The organism is Paenibacillus apii, assembly GCF_011043685.1.
Classification (GTDB): domain Bacteria; phylum Bacillota; class Bacilli; order Paenibacillales; family Paenibacillaceae; genus Paenibacillus_AQ; species Paenibacillus_AQ sabinae.
On record NZ_JAAKGU010000004.1, the window covers coordinates 105,735 to 123,392 of the forward strand.

Genomic DNA, 17,658 nt, shown 5'->3' on the forward strand with positions numbered 1-17,658 from the left:
TATTATAGGTGAACTTGCAACGGATGTAAAATAAAATTTCACGAATAAAAAATATATTGAAATTTTGTTTTACTGCACATATAATAATCTCAATCCAGAAACACGGAGAAATAATAACTCGATTCGTCATTTAATATGACATGAACTGAGAAGGGATCATCGAAAATGACAAGCCATTCCATTCGAAAGGGAGGTGTTTAGGGTTGATGAACGGGGGTCTGATTCGCTTGCGGGAAATGCTGGAGACGCTCAATCCTTCGGAGAGCAAGATTGCTTCTTACATTCTTCAGCATCCCGATGAAATCATTCATCTATCGGTTGCGGAGCTGGCGCAGAAGAGCGGCTCCAGTCAGGCAGCCATCGTCCGGCTGTGCAAGAGCATCGGCTTCAAAGGCTATCAGGAGCTCAAGATCAAAGTCGCCGGCGATCTTCATACACGGGACCCTGTCGCCGCAGGGTATCAGGAGATTCGCCCCAATGACACGGTGCCCGCTATTATGCAGAACGTATCGAACAACAATATTCAGTCGATACGGGATACGCTCACGATTTTGGACCCGAACATGGTGGAGCTTGCGGTTAAGGCGCTGGACCGGGCGAGGCGGATTTACTTTTTTGGCGTGGGAGCGTCGAACCTGATTGCCATGGACGCCCAGCAGAAGTTTTTGCGGATTAACAAGACAAGCTTTTCCTTTGCCGATCCCCACGTCCAGCTGACAAGCGCGATAACAGCCGATTCCGGCGACACAGCGGTATGCATTTCGTACTCGGGAGAGACGAAGGAGGTCATCCGGGCGGCGTCGCTGTTCAAGGAACAGGGAGGGACGGTCATCAGTATCACGAAATACGGCCATTCCACGCTGAGCCGCCAAGCTGACATCCCGCTGTGCACCTCTTCCACGGAAAATGAAATCCGCAGCGGCGCGATGGCTTCCCGGATTACTCAGCTTAACCTGATCGATATTCTGTATCTGGCGGTCGCCAGCCGGAATTACGAGCAGTCGGTTACTTATTTGGAAAAGAGCCGTCAGACCATCAAGCAGCTCTAACCGCAATCAAGAGAGATGTCCAAATGGCTGGTCTATACAAAATGTTTCTATTATATAGGTTGATAAAAAGGAGATGGAGATTGATGAAAAAGAGTCTCATGCTGTGTATGATTGTGGTCCTTGTTCTCATGACGGCCTGCGGAAATTCTGACAAGAAAGCCGCTTCCGCCAATTCTCCGGATGCCAAGGATACCATCACGGTCTGGACATATCCGGTTCATGGCACCTATGAAGACGAACTGAAAGGTCTGGTGTCGGCCTTTGAAACCGAGCATCCGAACATTACGGTCAAGACCGAAATTCTGTCCTGGGCCGAAGGCCCGCAGAAGTTCGACGTGGCGCTGAACGCGGGCAGCCCTCCGGATCTGTACTTTCACGCCGTTGACGGAACTTATGTAAATACCGGCCTGGCGCTCGATATTGATCCTTACATGACAGATGAAATCAAGAACGATTATTTGCCGGGAACGCTTGAGCTTGCCCAAATCGGCGGCAAACAGTATGGGCTTCCGCTGTACCAGTTCCAGTGGGGCTGGGGCGGCAACAAGCGTATTCTTGAAGAAGCGGGAGTGGATTGGAAGAGCATTCAGCAGAACGGCTGGACCTGGTCGGAGTTTACCGAGACGGCGGCGAAGCTGACTAAGAAGCTGCCTGACGGCTCCACACAGTACGGACTTGTAACCGACGGGACTTCCCTGGATTTCATCGAAATGCTGACCCGAAACAACGGCATGCCGGACGTTCTGAACGAGAAGGGCGAATTCCAGTGGGGCGACGACCGGATCACGCAGACACTGACTTTTATCAAAAATCTGATCGACAAGGGGTATATGCCGAAGGAAACCGCGGCGATTGCCCCTGCGAAGCGCTCGGACATGTTCTATGCCGGACAGGCGGCCATTATCTCCAAGGCGATTCCTTACTATGACGTGATGATCAAGAACCGCAACAAGGATATCGACGCAGGCAAAGTAACCGGTGAAAAAATCGATTTCGTCCTGCTGCCGGTACCACATGGTGACAGCGCGCCTGCCAAAACGACAATGGGCGCCGAAGGCTACATCGCCTTCAAGCAAAAGAATGACAAGGGCGAGCAGCACGCCAAGAATACATTTATGGTGATGGAATACCTCAGCAACGCGAAGGCCGGCAATGCCTCCAACGAATTGGTGCTTCCTTTCGTCCGCAAATCCCAGGCGGATATGTATGCGGGCAAGGAGCTCGGAACACCTGAAACGATTGCGGCTTCCAAAAAAATGGCGGAGAACATCCAGATCCCCGTTACCCTGAGTCTCGATACCGCCGTAGCAGCCAAAATGAAGCAGTTCAAGGAGCAGGTCGTTACGCCGAATATTCAGGCGCTGTACTCGGGAGAAAAGACTCCCAAGACGATCGCGGAGGACTTCAAGAGCAAAGCGGGCCAAATGCTGGGGCAGTAAATTCAGGCCAAAGGGGACGACAAACGTCCCCTTTGCTTTCAGCTTAAGCGTTAGGAGGACACTTCATGCAGACGACAATCGCTCCCAAACGGCGGAGCGCCGCCGGAAGGTTCTGGCGGGAATACGGATGGGCTTATCTGTTCATCCTTGCGCCGGTGCTGCTCTTTCTCATTTTTACGCTATATCCGGTCATTTCGGCTCTGGTCATGAGCTTTCAGCAATACAACATTATGCAATCGACGTGGGTGGGCCTGGATAACTACGAGCGTCTGTTCAAGGATGATACGTTCTGGAAGTCGGTATGGAACACGGTGGTGTTTACGGTCTGCACGGTACCGGTCAACATCGTCATCACGTTCGTGCTCGCTCATTTCATCTATCAGATGAAGACGAAGTGGCAGACATTCTTCAAGGCCACCATGTATCTGCCGGCTGTCGCCTCAGGCGTGACCATTTCCATTGTGTGGCTCGCCATTTTCGATCCGACGGATGTGGGGCTGCTGAACCGGTTCCTCAGTTTGTTCGGTCTGGACCCGGTCATTTGGCTCGGTCAATCGAAGACCGCGCTGTTCTCGCTGATCCTGATGAACTGGCTTGGCTCGCACGGCGCGGGCATTATTCTCTATCTGGCCTCAATGGGCGGGATTCCGAAGTCGCTCTACGAGGCGGCGGACATCGATCATGCCAGCGGCTGGACCCAGTTCCGGGCGATCACCTGGCCGCTGCTCAAGCCGACCACCCTGTATCTGCTTGTAACGGGAGTCATCACTTCTTTTCAAGTTTTCATTTCGGTCTACATGATGACACAGGGCGGCCCCAACTTTGCGACGACGACTATCGCTTATCTGATCTACCAGACGGCGTTCAAATTCTACGAATTCGGACTGGCATCGGCGCAATCATTCGTGCTGGCGTTTCTGATTATCCTGGTCTCTGTCATTCAGTTCAAATACTTCTCGAGTGACGTCGAGTATTAGGATGAAAGGAGCGAAAGGGAATTGAAATCGAAATCCAAACTGTTTTTGACCGTGGCCGCCGTCTGTCTGGTCGCCTGGGGAATTGTCACCATCATTCCGCTGTACTGGATGCTTGTCGGTTCGGTGCAGGATTCCGCGTCGTCGGCCAGCTTTCGGCCGGAGATGCTTCCAAAGGCGTTATCGATTGCGCCGTACGAGCGCTTTTTTGCCAAAACGGCTGCCTGGCGGTGGCTGGCGAACTCGCTGTTAATCTCCACCGTTTTGACCATAACGAACGTATTCTTCGCTTCACTCGCGGGATACGCGTTCTCCAAATTGAAATTTCCGGGCAGCAAGGCGGTCTTCTGGCTTTTGCTCAGCACGATGATGATACCGGCGCAGGTGACGCTGATTCCGCTGTATGTTCTGGTGGTTAATGTCTTTAACCTAGGCGACAGCTACACGGCGATCATTCTGCCGACCGCGGTTACCGCAGGCAACATCTTTCTGATGAAGCAGTATATGTCGTCGCTTCCGACCTCGCTCATTCACGCTGCAAGGATCGACGCCTGCTCGGAATTCGGGATTTTCTGGAAGGTCATTCTGCCTCTTGCGAAGCCGGGACTTGCGGTGCTGGCGATCTTTACCTTTGTCGCATCATGGAATGAATTTTTCTGGCCGTTCCTGATTACCAACTCGACCGAGATGCGGACGATTCAGGTGGGACTTGCTTCCTTCGTATTCGCGGAATCGACCGACTATGGGGCCATTATGGCCGGGGCGACGGTCGGCGCGCTGCCGATGCTGATCCTGTTCTTCTCGCTGCAGCGGTATTTCCTGCAGGGGATTACGATCGGGGCTGTGAAAGGCTGAGATGGGCAGAAATGCAAGCAGGCGGCAGACAACCGTATGCCTGAGAGAGCTGATGAACGCCGGGATGGCGTCTTGGCATCTATACGGCACAGACTATGCTAAATGAGGCTATTTAAGGGGGAAGAACTATGGCACGCGTCGAATTTCGCCAGGTGCGCAAGCAGTTTATCGACCGCAACAAGAAGCCGTTCACCGCGGTGGCGGGATCGGATTTTGTAATAGAGGATCAGGAGTTTGTCGTCTTCGTCGGTCCCTCGGGCTGCGGAAAGACGACTTCGCTGCGAATGATCGCGGGTCTTGAGAAGCAGACGAGCGGCGACATTATCATCGGCGACCGCATCGTCAACGATCTGCATCCGAAGGACCGCGATATCGCGATGGTGTTTCAGGATTATGCGCTGTATCCGCACATGACGATCCGCGAGAATCTGTCCTTCGGGCTGCGCAATCTCAAGAAGCCGAAAGCGTATATTGATCAAAAAGTGAGCGAAGCGTCCGCCATACTCGGGCTGGATCATATGCTGGAGCGCAAGCCGCGTGAGCTGTCCGGCGGGCAGCGCCAGCGGGTGGCCGTGGGCCGCGCCATCGTGCGCGATCCGCAGGTGTTTCTGTTCGACGAGCCGCTGTCCAATCTGGACGCGAAGCTCCGGGTACAGATGCGGGTGGAGCTTAGCGAGCTGCACAAGCGGTTGGGGGCGACCATTGTGTACGTCACCCATGACCAGGTGGAAGCCATGACCCTGGGCGAGCGCATCGTCGTTATGAATCAGGGGGTCATTCAGCAGATCGCTTCACCGGCGGATCTGTACGCGAATCCGAAGAACATGTTCGTCGCCGGCTTTATCGGCTCTCCGGCCATGAATTTTATCGACGCTCACGTCGAGCGGGACCGCCTTATCGTGGACGGCGGATCGTTCGGGCTGCCGGAGGACGTTGCGGCGCGACTGTCAGCTTATTCGGGTAAGGACATTGTGCTTGGCATCCGCCCCGAGGATATTTACGGGGAAGATTTTGCACCCGGTGTTTCCACGGAGCATCGGCTTCAGGCCCGTATTCAGGTCGTCGAGCATCTTGGCTCGGAGAATCTTATGTATTTTCACGTCGGCAACCGGTTGGTGACCGCGAAGGTGCATCCCGAGACCAAGGGATATAACGGGCTGAGCAAAGAATTTATCCTTGATTTGAGAAAAGGCCATTATTTTGATCCGGGTACGCAGGAACGGATAACCGGATAATCGAGGGCAGGCGTCAATTCTGTCTGATTGAAAGGGAGGCGCACGCAATGAAAAAACTGAACGAGGTGCTGATCGGCACCGGATCGGAGATTTACAGAGAGATCATCCCGCTTACGCTGCTGGGTCTGACCGGATCGGCCGTACTGGTTCCGGCGATTCTGTTTCTTCCGGCAACGCTGACGCTTCTGCTTCTGCCTCTCATCTACATGCCGCTCTTATTCGGTTCGTTCTACGCCTATCACCGCAAAACGGAAGGGCAGAAGCTTTCCGTTCGCCGGATGCTGGCCGGTGCCTCCAAAGGCTTCGCGCCCGCTTTTGCGCTTGGCCTGCTGATGGCCCTGCTGGGCGTGATTTTGTGGTCTACCTGGTGGTATTACGGCGGGCGGGGCAGCCTGGCGGGCCGGGCGGTTGCCATTTTTCAGACGTATTTCGTCGCGATGGCGCTCATTTCCCAGTTCTATACGCTGCAATTGGTGATTCAACGGGAGATGGGCATCGTTAGAGCGATGGGTGAGAGCGTGAAGCTGTTCTTCCGGCATCCCGCATATACGATCGGAGCGTTCTTTCAGGCGGTTTGCGTCGGCGTGATGCTGGCCGTAACCGTTGTGGGCTTCTTCGCTCTGTTCGGCGGCATGCTGGCGGTCTATTCCCATAAAGCCGTCCACAATGTCCTTAACCCGGACGAAGCGGAGGAAACGGAGGAAGGGCAAGAGGCTGGAGGCGCCGTTTATGCGGGAAGGGAACGTTTATGAATAGAGCCGCCGGAGGCCGAAAGGATGAGCCCCGCCCCTGCGTTCGCTCTGGTGCCGACCGGCTTGCCGCCGGTCTTGGCCATCCGCTGCTGGACGGGCGGCGCCTGGGCCTTGTCACCAATCCGACGGGAATTACGGCGGATTTCCGCTCTACCGCGAGCGTATGCGCGGAGCTGCCGTCTTCCCGGCTGACGACGCTGTTCGCCTGCGAGCATGGCATACGCGGCCAGCATCAGGCGGGCGTCAGGTTTGAGGATGAACGGGACGAACGGTTCGGCATTCCGGTGTACAGTCTGTACGGCAGGCATACCCGGCCGCAGAGCTACATGCTGGACGAGGTCGATACGGTGGTGTTCGACGTTCAGGATTTGGGGATACGGTTCTACACCTACCTGTCCACCCTACTGTATGTGATGGAAGCCTGCGCGGCGAACGGCAAAAGCCTGCTGGTGCTGGACCGGCCCAATCCGCTCGGCGGCCTCGTCTGCGAAGGCGGACTGCTGAAGCGGGGATATGAGTCGATGGTCGGCGCGTGGACGATGCCGATCCGCACGGGCATGACGATCGGCGAACTGGCTCTTATGGCCAATGATAAGAAAGGGCTTGGCTGCGATCTTGGTGTCATCCCGATGGAACGCTGGGAACGCCGCATGGAATATAGTGATACCAGCCTGCCGTGGATGCTTCCGTCGCCGAATATGCCTGACGTCGATACCGTCAGGGTATACGGGGGGACTTGCTTTTTCGAAGGGACGAATCTGTCCGAAGGGCGGGGAACGACGCGGCCGTTCGAGTGGATCGGGGCGCCTTGGCTGGACGGCGAAGCCTTCGCTGAAGCGGTGAACCGCCATGAACTGCCGGGCGTTTATGCCCATCCGGTGTATATGACGCCGTCTTTTTCCAAGCATCAAGGGAAGCTGTGCGGCGGCGTGCGCATGTTCGTTACGGACCCGGACCGCTTTCAATCCGCCCTGACGGGACTGGTTCTGCTGCATGAAGCGCAATCGCTGTATCCGGAGCATTTTGAATGGCTGGCGCCGCCGAAGGCGGGTTCTCGGCATTTTATCGATTTATTGACCGGCGGGGACGAGGTTCGAAGCTCTATCGGAATGGAGGAAGGCCTGAAACGGATTGTGGCGGACTGGCTTCAAGACAGCGAAGAGTGGAAGGAGTTGCGCCGGCCTTATCTTTTGTATTCGTAAAAGGCGGTCTAACGCAAGTTTCAGCTACGAAAGGAGAAGTGACAGCATGGAGCGGCAGATTGAGGAAGCACACATAACGGCGAACATTCCGGTGGACAAGGACATCGCTTCGGGGGCGCTCGGTAATGGAGGCTCGGGAAAACCGCTGCCTGGCGGAACGGGCGTACCGGACGACGAAACAGCGGGCATAGTGGAAGACAGGCTTGCCGGAATGAGCCTCAGAGACAAAATCGGCCAGATGGTCATCTGCGGCTTCCACGGGACCTCCATGGACGGAGATCTCCGGCGGCTGATCGCCGATTACAAAATCGGCGGCGTCATTTATTTCGCCCGCAATGTGGAATCGCCGGCCCAGGTTGCCCGGCTTACCGCGGAGCTGCAGGACACCGCCGCAAAGAGCGGCACTCCGCCGCTCTGGATTTCCATCGACCAGGAAGGCGGAATGGTCGCGCGGATTACCGAAGGCGTCGCCCTGATGCCGGGCGGAATGGCCATTGCCGCCGCCGGGTCAGAGGAGGACGCCTATTTGGCGGCCTTTGCCAGCGGCCGGGAACTTGCCGCGATGGGGATTAACCTGAACTATGCGCCGGTGCTGGACGTGAACAACAACCCGGACAATCCGGTAATTGGCGTGCGCTCCTTCGGCGAATCGCCGGAGAAGGTCGCGCGGTTCGGTGAACGGACGCTCAGGGGCTTTCAGGACGCCGGTGTCGCGGCGACGGCCAAGCATTTTCCCGGGCACGGCGACACCGATGTGGATTCCCATCTCGACCTGCCCACCGTGCCGCATGACCGCAAGCGCATGGAAGAGGTCGAGCTGAAGCCGTTCAGGGAAGCGGTGCGGGCGGGCGTGGACGCCATTATGTCCGCGCATATTTATTTTCCCGCACTCGAGAGCGGGAAGCTGCCCGTAACGCTCTCGAAGGCGGCGCTTACCGGGCTGCTGCGCGAGGAGCTGGGGTTCGAAGGCATCATTACGACCGACTGCATGGAAATGAATGCGATCGCCGAGCACTTCGGCACGGTTGAGGCTTCCGTCATGGCGGTTGAGGCCGGTGCGGACCTTGTTCTGGTCAGCCATCGCCTCGACCGCCAGCTCGGTGCCATAGGCGCAATCGAGCATGCGGTGGTAGATGGGAGATTAAGCGAGGAGCGCATCGACCAATCCGTTCGCCGTCTGCTGGCTATGAAGCTGCGGCGCGGCGTGCTGGGCGCTGGGAAGCCGCCCGAGAGCCTCCCGGGCGGACTTGCGCCGCAGGACGAACAAGGCATCGCCGCCGCCTTGCCGCCGGTTAAGAATGAGGCCGGCGCGGGCCTTCCCGGCATGGAAGATCCGGCGGCAGGCAGCCCCGGTGCGCCGGATTTGTCTCTCCTCGGCAATGCGGAGCACCGGGAAATCGCGCGGCGAATCAGCGAAAGGAGCGTGACGCTCGTGCGGCACGGCCTTCCGATGCTTCCGCTCGGCGGGGAACGGACGCTCGTCGTCACCATCGCGCCGGGGGCGGTGACCCAGGCCGACGAATCGGTGGCGGCAGGCCCGGGGCTGGGCTCTGCACTTCAGCGGCACGGCCTGGATTGCCGCGAGATTGTCGTTCCGCCGGCTGAAGTCACCGGCCGCCTAGATTCGCTGGTCCGTGAAGCGGAGTCGGGGGGATACGGGCATCTCGTTGTCGGCACGTACAACGCGCAGTTCGATGCCGCTCAAATCTCGCTGGTGAAATCCCTGATCGCGCTCGGGAAACCGCTGGCGGTAGCCGCCCTGCGCAATCCCTATGATCTGCTGGCCTTTCCCGAAGTGCAGGTGTACACGGGAGCTTACGAATCCCGTCCGCTTGCAATGGACAGTCTGGCGAAGGCGCTGCTGGGTCTCATTCCGTTCCGGGGCCGCCTGCCCGTATCGCTTGGCGGGCTGCATCCGGCCGGCTGGGGGATCGAGCTATGATCGGGCCGCTGTGGAACAAGCGGAGCGCGACGGTCCTCGGCCTGATGTCCGGCACCTCGCTGGACGGTATCGACGCGGCCATTGTGTCGATCGAAGGCGCCGGGCTGGAGGCGAAAGTGAAGCTGCTGCATTACTACAGCGTCCCTTATGACGAAGCGCTGCGCGAGCGGCTGAAGGAGCTGTGCACCACCGAGCACTCCTCGGTGGACCTCGTATGCGGCATGAACGCCTATCTTGCCGAGAAATTCGCCGAGGCTTCGCTTGAGGCCGTACGCATCGCCGGGATGAGCATGGAAGATATCGATCTGATCAGCTCGCACGGCCAGACGGTCTGGCATATCCCCGAAGGAGACGCCGTTGATCCGTATAAGGTCCGCTCCACGCTGCAATTGGGAGACTTGTCCGTGCTGGCCAAGCGGACCGGCCGGCCGGTCGTCGGCGATTTCCGCCCGGCCGATATGGCGGTCGGCGGCCAGGGCGCGCCGCTCGCCCCGTACGGGGACCTGATTCTGTTCCGCCATCCGTCCAAGGGACGGCTGCTGCAAAATATCGGCGGCATCGGCAACTGCACCGCCCTGCCGCCCTCAGCCGGACCGGAAGATGTATTCGCCTTCGACACAGGACCCGGCAATATGGTGATTGACCAAGCCGTGTATCTGCTGTCGGATGGTCAATTGTCTTATGACGCTGAAGGCTCCTGGGCCGCCAAGGGCAGCCCCGACGAAGCGCTCGTTGCCGAACTGCTGGAGCATCCGTACTTCGCAGCGGCGCCGCCGAAATCGACGGGCCGGGAGCTGTTCGGCAAGGCGTATGCCGCCGAATTCGTCTCCCGGGCTGCGGCGCGGGGGCTTGCCGGAAGCGACATCGTCGCTACGGCGACCGCTTTCACGGCGCGCACGATCGCCGAGGGCTGCAAGCGCTTCGTCTTTCCGCGCTGCGCCATCGACGAGGTAATCGTCAGCGGCGGCGGCGCGCACAACCGCACGCTGCTTAAGATGCTGCATCATCTTCTGCCGGGCCAGGCCGTTCGGACCTCGGGCGAGCTGGGCGTCAGCGACGATGCGAAGGAAGCGGTCATTTTCGCGCTGCTGGGCAATGATTTCATGCACGGCATCAGCAACCATCTGCCTTCCGCCACAGGCGCGGGCCGTTCAACGGTGCTGGGAAAGCTGGCTCTGCCTTGAGGAGGCGGATAACACATATAAAATAAAACCGTTCTTCGGTGGTGGAGGCGCATTGCCTTCGTAACCTAAGAGCGGTTTTATTTTTTTAACTGGCCGATATCGCTGCGATATTATAAAGTAAGTACAAGAGAGATTTAGGTAAAAAGGAAGGTGAAAATATGGGCTGTGGTGGCATAACAATGGAACAAAGACATGTGGGCGTGATGTGGAAGACGGTTTCGGAGGACTGCAACCTGGCCTGCGATTACTGCTATTACAGCACATGCGGCGGCAAGCCGGGACCGAAGATCAACCGGATTGATTCCGTTATTTTGGAAAAATTCATTAAAGAATATATGGCCCGGTCGCGGGGAGCGGCTTCTTTTGCCTGGCAGGGAGGGGAGCCGCTGCTGGCGGGTATGGAGTTCTTCGAAGAGGTCGTGTCGCTTCAGGCTCGCTACGCGCCAAAGGGGACGAGCATCGGTAATTCCATTCAGACGAACGGAACGCTGATTAACGACCGCTGGGCGGCTTTTTTTAAAAAATACAATTTTCTGGTCGGCGTCAGCCTGGATGGTCCTGAAGCTATTCATGATGCGCGGCGGGTGGACTCGCGTGGTCAGGGCAGCTTTCACCGGGTAATGAAGGGGATCGAGCATTTACGGCGGCATAACGTGGACTTCAACATCTTGTCCGTGATTCACAAAGGCAATGTGGGACAAGCGGCAGAGATTATGGCTTTCTTTGAACAGGAAGGCTTCAGCTACGTCCAGTTCATTCCTTGCATGGATTTTCGGTCCCAGGAGCCGGACAAGCCGGGCGTCTACGATATTACGCCTCAGGAATATGGCCGGTTTCTGCGCGAAGCCTTTGATTACTGGTACAATGGAGGGAACCCGCGGGTTTCCGTGCGGTTTTTTGACAACATGCTGGCCGGTTATACCGGTCGTGAGGCGGAGCTGTGCATTCACCGGGCCGCGTGCCCGACCACGATTATCCTGGAGCAGAACGGGGACGCTTATCCGTGCGACTTCTACATTTCTCCGGAATGGAAAATCGGCAATGTGGCGACCCATTCGATCGAAGAGCTTCTGGCGCATCCGCTGTATGCCCGTTTTCTCGGGATGAAGCCTGCGCTTCCCGAAGGCTGCCGAACCTGTGAATGGAAGCGTCTCTGTCATGGCGGCTGCCCGCGCAACCGGGAATGGGGAGCTGAGCTTGAGGCTAAGGGTAGAGATTATTTCTGCGCCAGCTACAAGGAGATTTATTCGTACGCCGACGAGCGGATGAAGCAGCTTGGGGAGAGTGTCCGAAGCAACCTATTCCACCAGAACGTGAAATATTACTTAAAAGGAAAGCTCCCTGGCCGCAACGATCCTTGCGCCTGCGGCAGTGGCAAGAAATACAAGCAGTGCTGCTTGGGTGTGGTGACGATTTGATTTAATTCGGACGCTGAGTTGTTATTAATGACTTCTATCCTTATAGTGTACTCGTTAAACAAAAAAATCGCGGCCCTGTATGCCTCGATTTTTTTGTTGTTTTATAGAGTTTTCCTATTAAAAGATGGCTTCATCTGGTCTAAACAATTGGACCCTACTGCTTGCTTTATGTGGTATTTCTGGTTGGTGAGTTGGGTAGATGGTTTATTGGCCGGTGAGTTGCTGGGTTGGTGAATTGGTAGGTTAGTGTGTGGGGGCGGTGGGTAGGTGGATTGCGGACCGGTGCGTTTGGTGAGTGTGGTTAAGGACATTCCTGCGTGTATACATCTTTTTTCGTCCAACTCCTCCCACCCAGACTCAATTCCTGCTAAGGTGCAGGCATTTCCCCTCCTATCCCCTTCTAATCGGCCCACAAGCACAAGTAGCTGCACAATTGCATCTTTTCCTTCTTCCTGCGCGAAATTCACTTGATAAACCTGCAGATTTGCAGGAACACCCCTGCCACCGTAAAAACGGGCATAGATTGAACAGAAAATTCACCTAATAAGCCTTCAAATTTTCAGGAAATCGCTAGCTACCGCACACCCGCCACCCTACAACGGGCAGTCTAAACAGAACTAGTGAGTGGTACCCTTTAGTTAAACAGTTTCTAAATATTGATTTTTTTAATCGCTTTACACTATTAGGGTTTGTGATATCACTTAATATTTTAATTTCATTATTTGATGTTATTATCTTTTTCATGGAGTCAATCTCCCCACGCCCCTCTCATTACTTAAACACTAATTCCCCAAAAAACCCGTTTTGATGGTAATCCGGCGAAGCCGAATCAACCCGGTTCCAGCACCCGTAATGGGGGACCGGCGTTTCGTCGCCGCATTTATAGAAGTTGCCGCGGATGGCTTGGCCGGGCTCGGCCTTGAATCCGGGAAACCGGCTCTGCAGCCAATCGAAAGGAATGGAGAACGACAGCTCCCAATATGTCGCCCCGCTGTGCTCATCGACCCGATTAACCGCTGTTTCGATTTGAAAAATCGCCGGAGAATCCGATAGGGTAGTCCGGTTCTCTCGTCCTTCGCCGATCTGCAGCAGGATAGTGGCGGCCGCGTTAAATTCGAAGTTAAGATAACGGGGATCGGAGCCGGGAAGCGGCTGCATGAAAAATTCGGCGCAGCTGTCCGTGTAGACCGGATCATTCTGCTCCTTGTACCGAACGAGCGGATCTTTTTCATAAACCTTGAAACGGATGTGCAGCCGCCCAGCTGTGTAGTACAGCCTAACCTCAACTTTGGGCGTATAGCCGCTGTCCAGCCAGAGGTACTCGTCCACCGAAAGCGGAGTAATATCCTCCCAATCGGTTCGACCTGTATAGTGTGCAATTGAATATGAGCGGGTTGGGTTCATCATTTGTGTCCTCCTTGGCAGCAAAAAATTGCGGCAATAAATATAGTAACGTTCGAATCCGGTCCTCGTACCGCCAGCCTCACAAAATCCGGGAAAGCTTGCGGTACGCGCGGGGGGAAATGCCCTCCTGGGCCGAAAAGGTTCTGCTGAAATAGTGGATATCCGGATAACCAACCTGCTCTCCTACTTTCTCGACGGGCCAGTCGGTCTCCCTAAGCAGCTTGCGCGCTTCCCGGTGCCGGATGGAACGGAGATATTCGCCCGGAGGCATCCCGGCAATCTGGCGGAACAGCTTGGAGAAATGGTCCTCATGCAGATTCATCCTGCCCGCCATCGACCGGTTGTTCCAGTCCGACGCGGGCATGAGTTCGATCTCCTCCATCAGCGCCCGAATCCGTTCGCCATGCACGGAAGCTTTAGCCAGTCGGCGCGAGCTTTGCGTGCGCAGCAGGGAAGTGAGGATGCCGAGCATGAGTCCCCGGCAGACCAGCTCATAACCGGTCGGGCGCATTGTAAACTCCTGCACGAGCTGCTCCATGGCATGGACACATTCTGGAGGCGGCGCATAAATCGGATCTTCGGACAAGGGCAGAAAGGGCGCGGCCACCGCTTCCACGGCGAATTTACCCGGAATCACTTCCTCTTCATTGACCACCATGTCTTCTTCACGCAAGATCCGGGATTCGCCGAAGAAATCAAAATGGATGCCGAGCAGCTTCGCGGGAGACGACAGGATCGAATTTTGATGATAGACGCCGGGCGCAAGAAAAATGAGCTGGCCGGGAGTCAGCGAATGAAGCGCACCGTTCATCCTGGTCGTCAGTTCCCCTTGGCGTACGTACAGCAGCTCGAAATCATACAGCCTCCGTTCGGGAAAGCTGCAGGGCTGAAGGCTTTGAAACTGGGCGTAGTGGATTCCGGGCGACCATTCGCGAAAGGGCGTTTCTTTTTTAACCGGATGGGCAATCTCATTTTCCTGCATGGCAAGGCCTCCCATAACGAACGGGGCAACCAAAGATATATACCGGAATAATGCAAAAAGTATCTTTTTCCCCTAAATAAATTAAAATTCAAATCTAATATACTATAAAAAAGCTAAGGAAAACAGCAAAACACAGCCACATTTCTATAAAACGGAAAATAACAAAACCGGAGGGTGATCGTAATGAAAAAAGGGATTAACATTTGGTCGTTTAGCGAAGGGACGCCGATCAAGGAGTGCGTGCGGCTGGCCAAAGCGGCAGGCTTTGACGGCATTGAATTGTCACTGAACGAGTCCGGTGAAATGGGTCTGCAAACGACCGAGAAGGAAGCCCGCGAGCTGCGCGATTCGATCGCCGAGGCGGGTCTGGAAATCGCCGGACTGGCAACGGGACTGTATTGGTCCTATGCGATGACGAGCGAATCGGAGGCGAACCGCACCAAGGCGATGGATGTCTGCAAAAAGCAGCTGGAGCTCGCAGCCGTTCTTGGAGCGGATACGATTCTGGTCATTCCAGGCGCGGTAGGCGTCGATTTCATCCCGGGCTCCGAGGTTGTCTCCTACGACAAAGCCTACGACAGAGCGCTGGAGTCGATTGGCAAGCTGGCGCCGGAGGCCGAGCGGCTGGGTGTATCCATCGGCATCGAGAATGTATGGAACAAATTCCTGCTGTCCCCGCTTGAAATGCGCGGTTTCATTGACGCCGTTGGCTCCCGCTTCGTCGGCTCGTACCTCGATGTGGGGAATATCGTTCATTCCGGCTATCCGGAGCAGTGGGTGCGGATTCTGGGCGACCGGATCAAGAAGGTGCATTTCAAGGATTACCGCCGGGAAGCGGGAGGCCTGCACGGCTTTGTGGACCTGCTCGCCGGAGATGTGGATTATCCCGCTGTCGTCAGCGCCCTTAAGGAGATCGGCTACGACGGTTATGTCACAGGCGAGATGATCCCTGCTTACAAGCATTACACGGAGCAGATTATTTTCAACACTTCAGCGTCCATGGACGCCATTTTGGGCCGGACGGATTACAAAGCCTAAGCGGGAGTGAGAGAAATGCTTAAAGTAGGACTGGTAGGATTCGGTTTCATGGGCCGGATGAACTTTGACCAATACGTCAAGCTGAATGAAGACGGCTACCCGATCGCTCTGACGGCAATCTGCGACCCGCGGATCGAAGAACTGAAGGGCCAGAAGGCAGGCGGAAATATGAACACGGCCCATGAGGTCTACGATTTGTCCGCCTATCATCTATATCGGGATTTGGAGGAAATGCTGGCTAACGAGCAGCTGGATGTCGTCAGTCTGGCGGTCCCAACGTATCTGCATGCCGAAATGGCTTGTTCCCTGCTGGAACGGGGCTACCATGTGTTCTGCGAGAAGCCGATGGCCCGGCATTCGGCGGAGGCGGTGAAGATGGCGGAAACGGCGGCGCGGACAGGGAAGAAGCTGATGATCGGACATTGCCTCCGGTTCTGGCCGGCTTACGAATATTTGAAGGGGAAAATAGACAGCGGTGAATTCGGCCAGGTTACGGCAGGCTATTTCTACCGGGGCTCCGGCGCGCCGAAGGGCTGGCTCGTAAATGACGAACTGAGCGGCGGCTGCATGATGGATATGCATGTCCATGACACCGATATGATTCAGTATCTGTTCGGGAAGCCGGGCAAGGTTTCCTCGCTCGGACGCAATGTCGTACCGGGGAGCGGCTACGATATCGTGTCCTCCCATTATCACTATAAGGATGGAAAAGTCATCAACGCGCAGGCGGACTGGACGCTGGAAGGAGATTTCGGCTTTTACATGGGCTACCGGGTCAATTTTGAGCGGGGAAATCTTGTGTTCGACGGCAGTAAAGTCAAAGTCAATCCGAACAGCCAGCCCGGCTTCACGGCCTATCTTTCTCCGCATACGGGCTACTACCTTGAGCTGATCTATTTCCTGAACGCGATTCTCCAGGATAAGCCGGTCAGCGTGTGCGCGCCGGAAAGTACGGCTCTGTCTATTGAAATCATTGAAGCTGAAATAGAATCCGCCCGGAATGAAGGGGTATGGGTAACACTGTTCTAAAGCGACAACACATTAGCGGGAGGCGATTATTGGCATGTTGAAAATAGGATTGGTCGGTTTCGGCTTTATGGGCCGGATGCACTTTGACAATTACGTCCGGCTAATGGAGGAAGGCCGCCCTGTCTCGCTCGTGGCGATCTGCGATCCGCGGATTGAAGAATTAAAGAACGGAAAAGCGGACGGGAATATGAGCACGGCCCGGGAAGTGTACGATTTGTCCGCTTACCATCTCTACACCGATCTTGAGGACATGCTGGCGAACGAGCAGCTGGATGTCATTGATATTGCGGCTCCCACGTATCTGCATGCCGAAATGGCCTGCTCGCTGCTGGAGCGCGGCATCCATGTATTCTGCGAGAAGCCGATGGCAAGGCATTCGGCGGACGCGCGGAAGATGGTCGAGACGGCTAAGCGCAGCGGGAAGAAGCTCATGATCGGGCAGTGCCTCCGGTTCTGGCCGGGCTATGAGTATTTGAAGGAAGTTGTGGACAGCGGCAAGTTCGGCCAGGCGACGGAGGGCTATTTCTATCGCGGCTCCGGGGCTCCGAAGGACTGGTTCCTCGATGAGAAGCTGAGCGGCGGCTGCATTATGGACATGCATATTCACGATACCGATATGATCAACTATCTGTTCGGCAAACCGGAGAAGGTATCGACGCTCGGACGCAATGTGCTTCCGGGAAGCGGCTACGATATTGCCTCCACGCATTATTATTATAAAGACGGGAAAGTCATCAACTCCCAGGTAGACTGGACGCTGGAGGGCGATTTCGGCTTTTACATGGGCTACCGGGCCAATTTTGAAGGGGGAAGTGTGGTGTTTGACGGAAGCACGGTCAAGGTGAATCCGAATGACGCCCCGGGCTTTACCCCGGAAATCTCCTCTGAAGCCGGCTATTACCGGGAGCTGGACTATTTTCTGGATGCGGTCATCCATGACAAGCCCGTTGACATCTGTACGCCTGAGAGCGCGGCGGAATCGCTGGAAGTCGTGGAAGCGGAAATCCGCTCGGCCGATGCCCAGGGAGAATGGGTGAAGCTCGTCTAAGCGGCGGAATCCGTCCGGACAAATAACCGAGTCTTGCTGCGTGCAAAGCTCGGTTATTTGTGCAATAGTCTATATTTGTAACTTATTATTCATCATGCTATCATTTT

The 17,658-nt window shown here is 55.8% G+C and carries 15 protein-coding genes; 13 read left to right on the forward strand and 2 right to left on the reverse strand.

What is annotated here, in order from left to right; genetic code table 11:
* Nucleotides 1-206: 206 nt before the first annotated feature.
* From G5B47_RS10805 to G5B47_RS10850, 10 genes are all read left to right on the forward strand, one after another.
* The gene (locus tag G5B47_RS10805; protein ID WP_165098281.1) at nt 207-1,049 is read left to right on the forward strand and encodes a MurR/RpiR family transcriptional regulator; all 843 of its coding nucleotides are present in this window, start codon (nt 207-209) and stop codon (nt 1,047-1,049) included.
* Nucleotides 1,050-1,132: 83 nt separating this feature from the next.
* A complete protein-coding gene (locus tag G5B47_RS10810; protein WP_165097745.1) occupies nt 1,133-2,488 on the forward strand; it encodes an ABC transporter substrate-binding protein in 1,356 nt (451 codons plus the stop codon).
* 65 nt (nt 2,489-2,553) lie between these two features.
* Nucleotides 2,554-3,465 carry a carbohydrate ABC transporter permease gene (locus G5B47_RS10815; protein ID WP_165097748.1) on the forward strand — a complete coding sequence of 304 codons (912 nt, stop codon included), beginning with the start codon at nt 2,554-2,556 and terminating at the stop codon, nt 3,463-3,465.
* Nucleotides 3,466-3,486: 21 nt separating this feature from the next.
* Complete coding sequence (locus G5B47_RS10820) at nt 3,487-4,317, forward strand: carbohydrate ABC transporter permease (protein WP_165097751.1); 831 nt, start codon at nt 3,487-3,489, stop codon at nt 4,315-4,317.
* A 128-nt stretch (nt 4,318-4,445) separates the two neighbouring features.
* Nucleotides 4,446-5,552 carry an ABC transporter ATP-binding protein gene (locus G5B47_RS10825; protein ID WP_165097753.1) on the forward strand — a complete coding sequence of 369 codons (1,107 nt, stop codon included), beginning with the start codon at nt 4,446-4,448 and terminating at the stop codon, nt 5,550-5,552.
* 47 nt (nt 5,553-5,599) lie between these two features.
* Entirely contained in the window at nt 5,600-6,304 is a 705-nt protein-coding gene (locus G5B47_RS10830) for a hypothetical protein (RefSeq protein WP_165097756.1), read from the forward strand.
* Nucleotides 6,301-7,506 carry a DUF1343 domain-containing protein gene (locus G5B47_RS10835; RefSeq protein WP_165097759.1) on the forward strand — a complete coding sequence of 402 codons (1,206 nt, stop codon included), beginning with the start codon at nt 6,301-6,303 and terminating at the stop codon, nt 7,504-7,506. The genes G5B47_RS10830 and G5B47_RS10835 overlap by 4 nt, the downstream gene beginning before the upstream one ends.
* Nucleotides 7,507-7,552: 46 nt before the next feature.
* Nucleotides 7,553-9,448, forward strand: a complete 1,896-nt coding sequence (nagZ, locus tag G5B47_RS10840) for a beta-N-acetylhexosaminidase (protein WP_235957139.1) — start codon at nt 7,553-7,555, stop codon at nt 9,446-9,448.
* Nucleotides 9,445-10,632 carry an anhydro-N-acetylmuramic acid kinase gene (locus tag G5B47_RS10845; protein WP_165097762.1) on the forward strand — a complete coding sequence of 396 codons (1,188 nt, stop codon included), beginning with the start codon at nt 9,445-9,447 and terminating at the stop codon, nt 10,630-10,632. The genes nagZ and G5B47_RS10845 overlap by 4 nt, the downstream gene beginning before the upstream one ends.
* 179 nt (nt 10,633-10,811) lie before the next feature.
* On the forward strand, nt 10,812-12,050 hold the full coding sequence (locus tag G5B47_RS10850) for an anaerobic sulfatase maturase (RefSeq protein WP_235949827.1): 1,239 nt from the start codon (nt 10,812-10,814) through the stop codon (nt 12,048-12,050).
* Nucleotides 12,051-12,821: 771 nt separating this feature from the next.
* On the opposite strand, the gene G5B47_RS10855 is transcribed toward G5B47_RS10850, so the two are convergent.
* Together G5B47_RS10855 and G5B47_RS10860 are read right to left on the reverse strand one after the other, a co-directional pair.
* Nucleotides 12,822-13,457 carry a carbohydrate-binding family 9-like protein gene (locus G5B47_RS10855; protein WP_165097767.1) on the reverse strand — a complete coding sequence of 212 codons (636 nt, stop codon included), beginning with the start codon at nt 13,455-13,457 and terminating at the stop codon, nt 12,822-12,824.
* 76 nt (nt 13,458-13,533) lie between these two features.
* Complete coding sequence (locus tag G5B47_RS10860) at nt 13,534-14,436, reverse strand: helix-turn-helix transcriptional regulator (RefSeq protein ID WP_165097769.1); 903 nt, start codon at nt 14,434-14,436, stop codon at nt 13,534-13,536.
* Nucleotides 14,437-14,619: 183 nt separating this feature from the next.
* On the opposite strand from G5B47_RS10860, the gene G5B47_RS10865 reads away from it, so the two are divergent.
* Genes G5B47_RS10865 through G5B47_RS10875 form a run of 3 tightly spaced genes read left to right on the forward strand, consistent with a single transcriptional unit; the run spans nt 14,620 to nt 17,551 of the window.
* Entirely contained in the window at nt 14,620-15,474 is an 855-nt protein-coding gene (locus tag G5B47_RS10865; RefSeq protein ID WP_165097771.1) for a sugar phosphate isomerase/epimerase family protein, read from the forward strand.
* Nucleotides 15,475-15,489: 15 nt separating this feature from the next.
* Entirely contained in the window at nt 15,490-16,503 is a 1,014-nt protein-coding gene (locus G5B47_RS10870) for a Gfo/Idh/MocA family protein (protein WP_165097773.1), read from the forward strand.
* Nucleotides 16,504-16,537: 34 nt separating this feature from the next.
* Complete coding sequence (locus tag G5B47_RS10875; protein ID WP_165097775.1) at nt 16,538-17,551, forward strand: Gfo/Idh/MocA family protein; 1,014 nt, start codon at nt 16,538-16,540, stop codon at nt 17,549-17,551.
* Nucleotides 17,552-17,658: the final 107 nt, after the last annotated feature.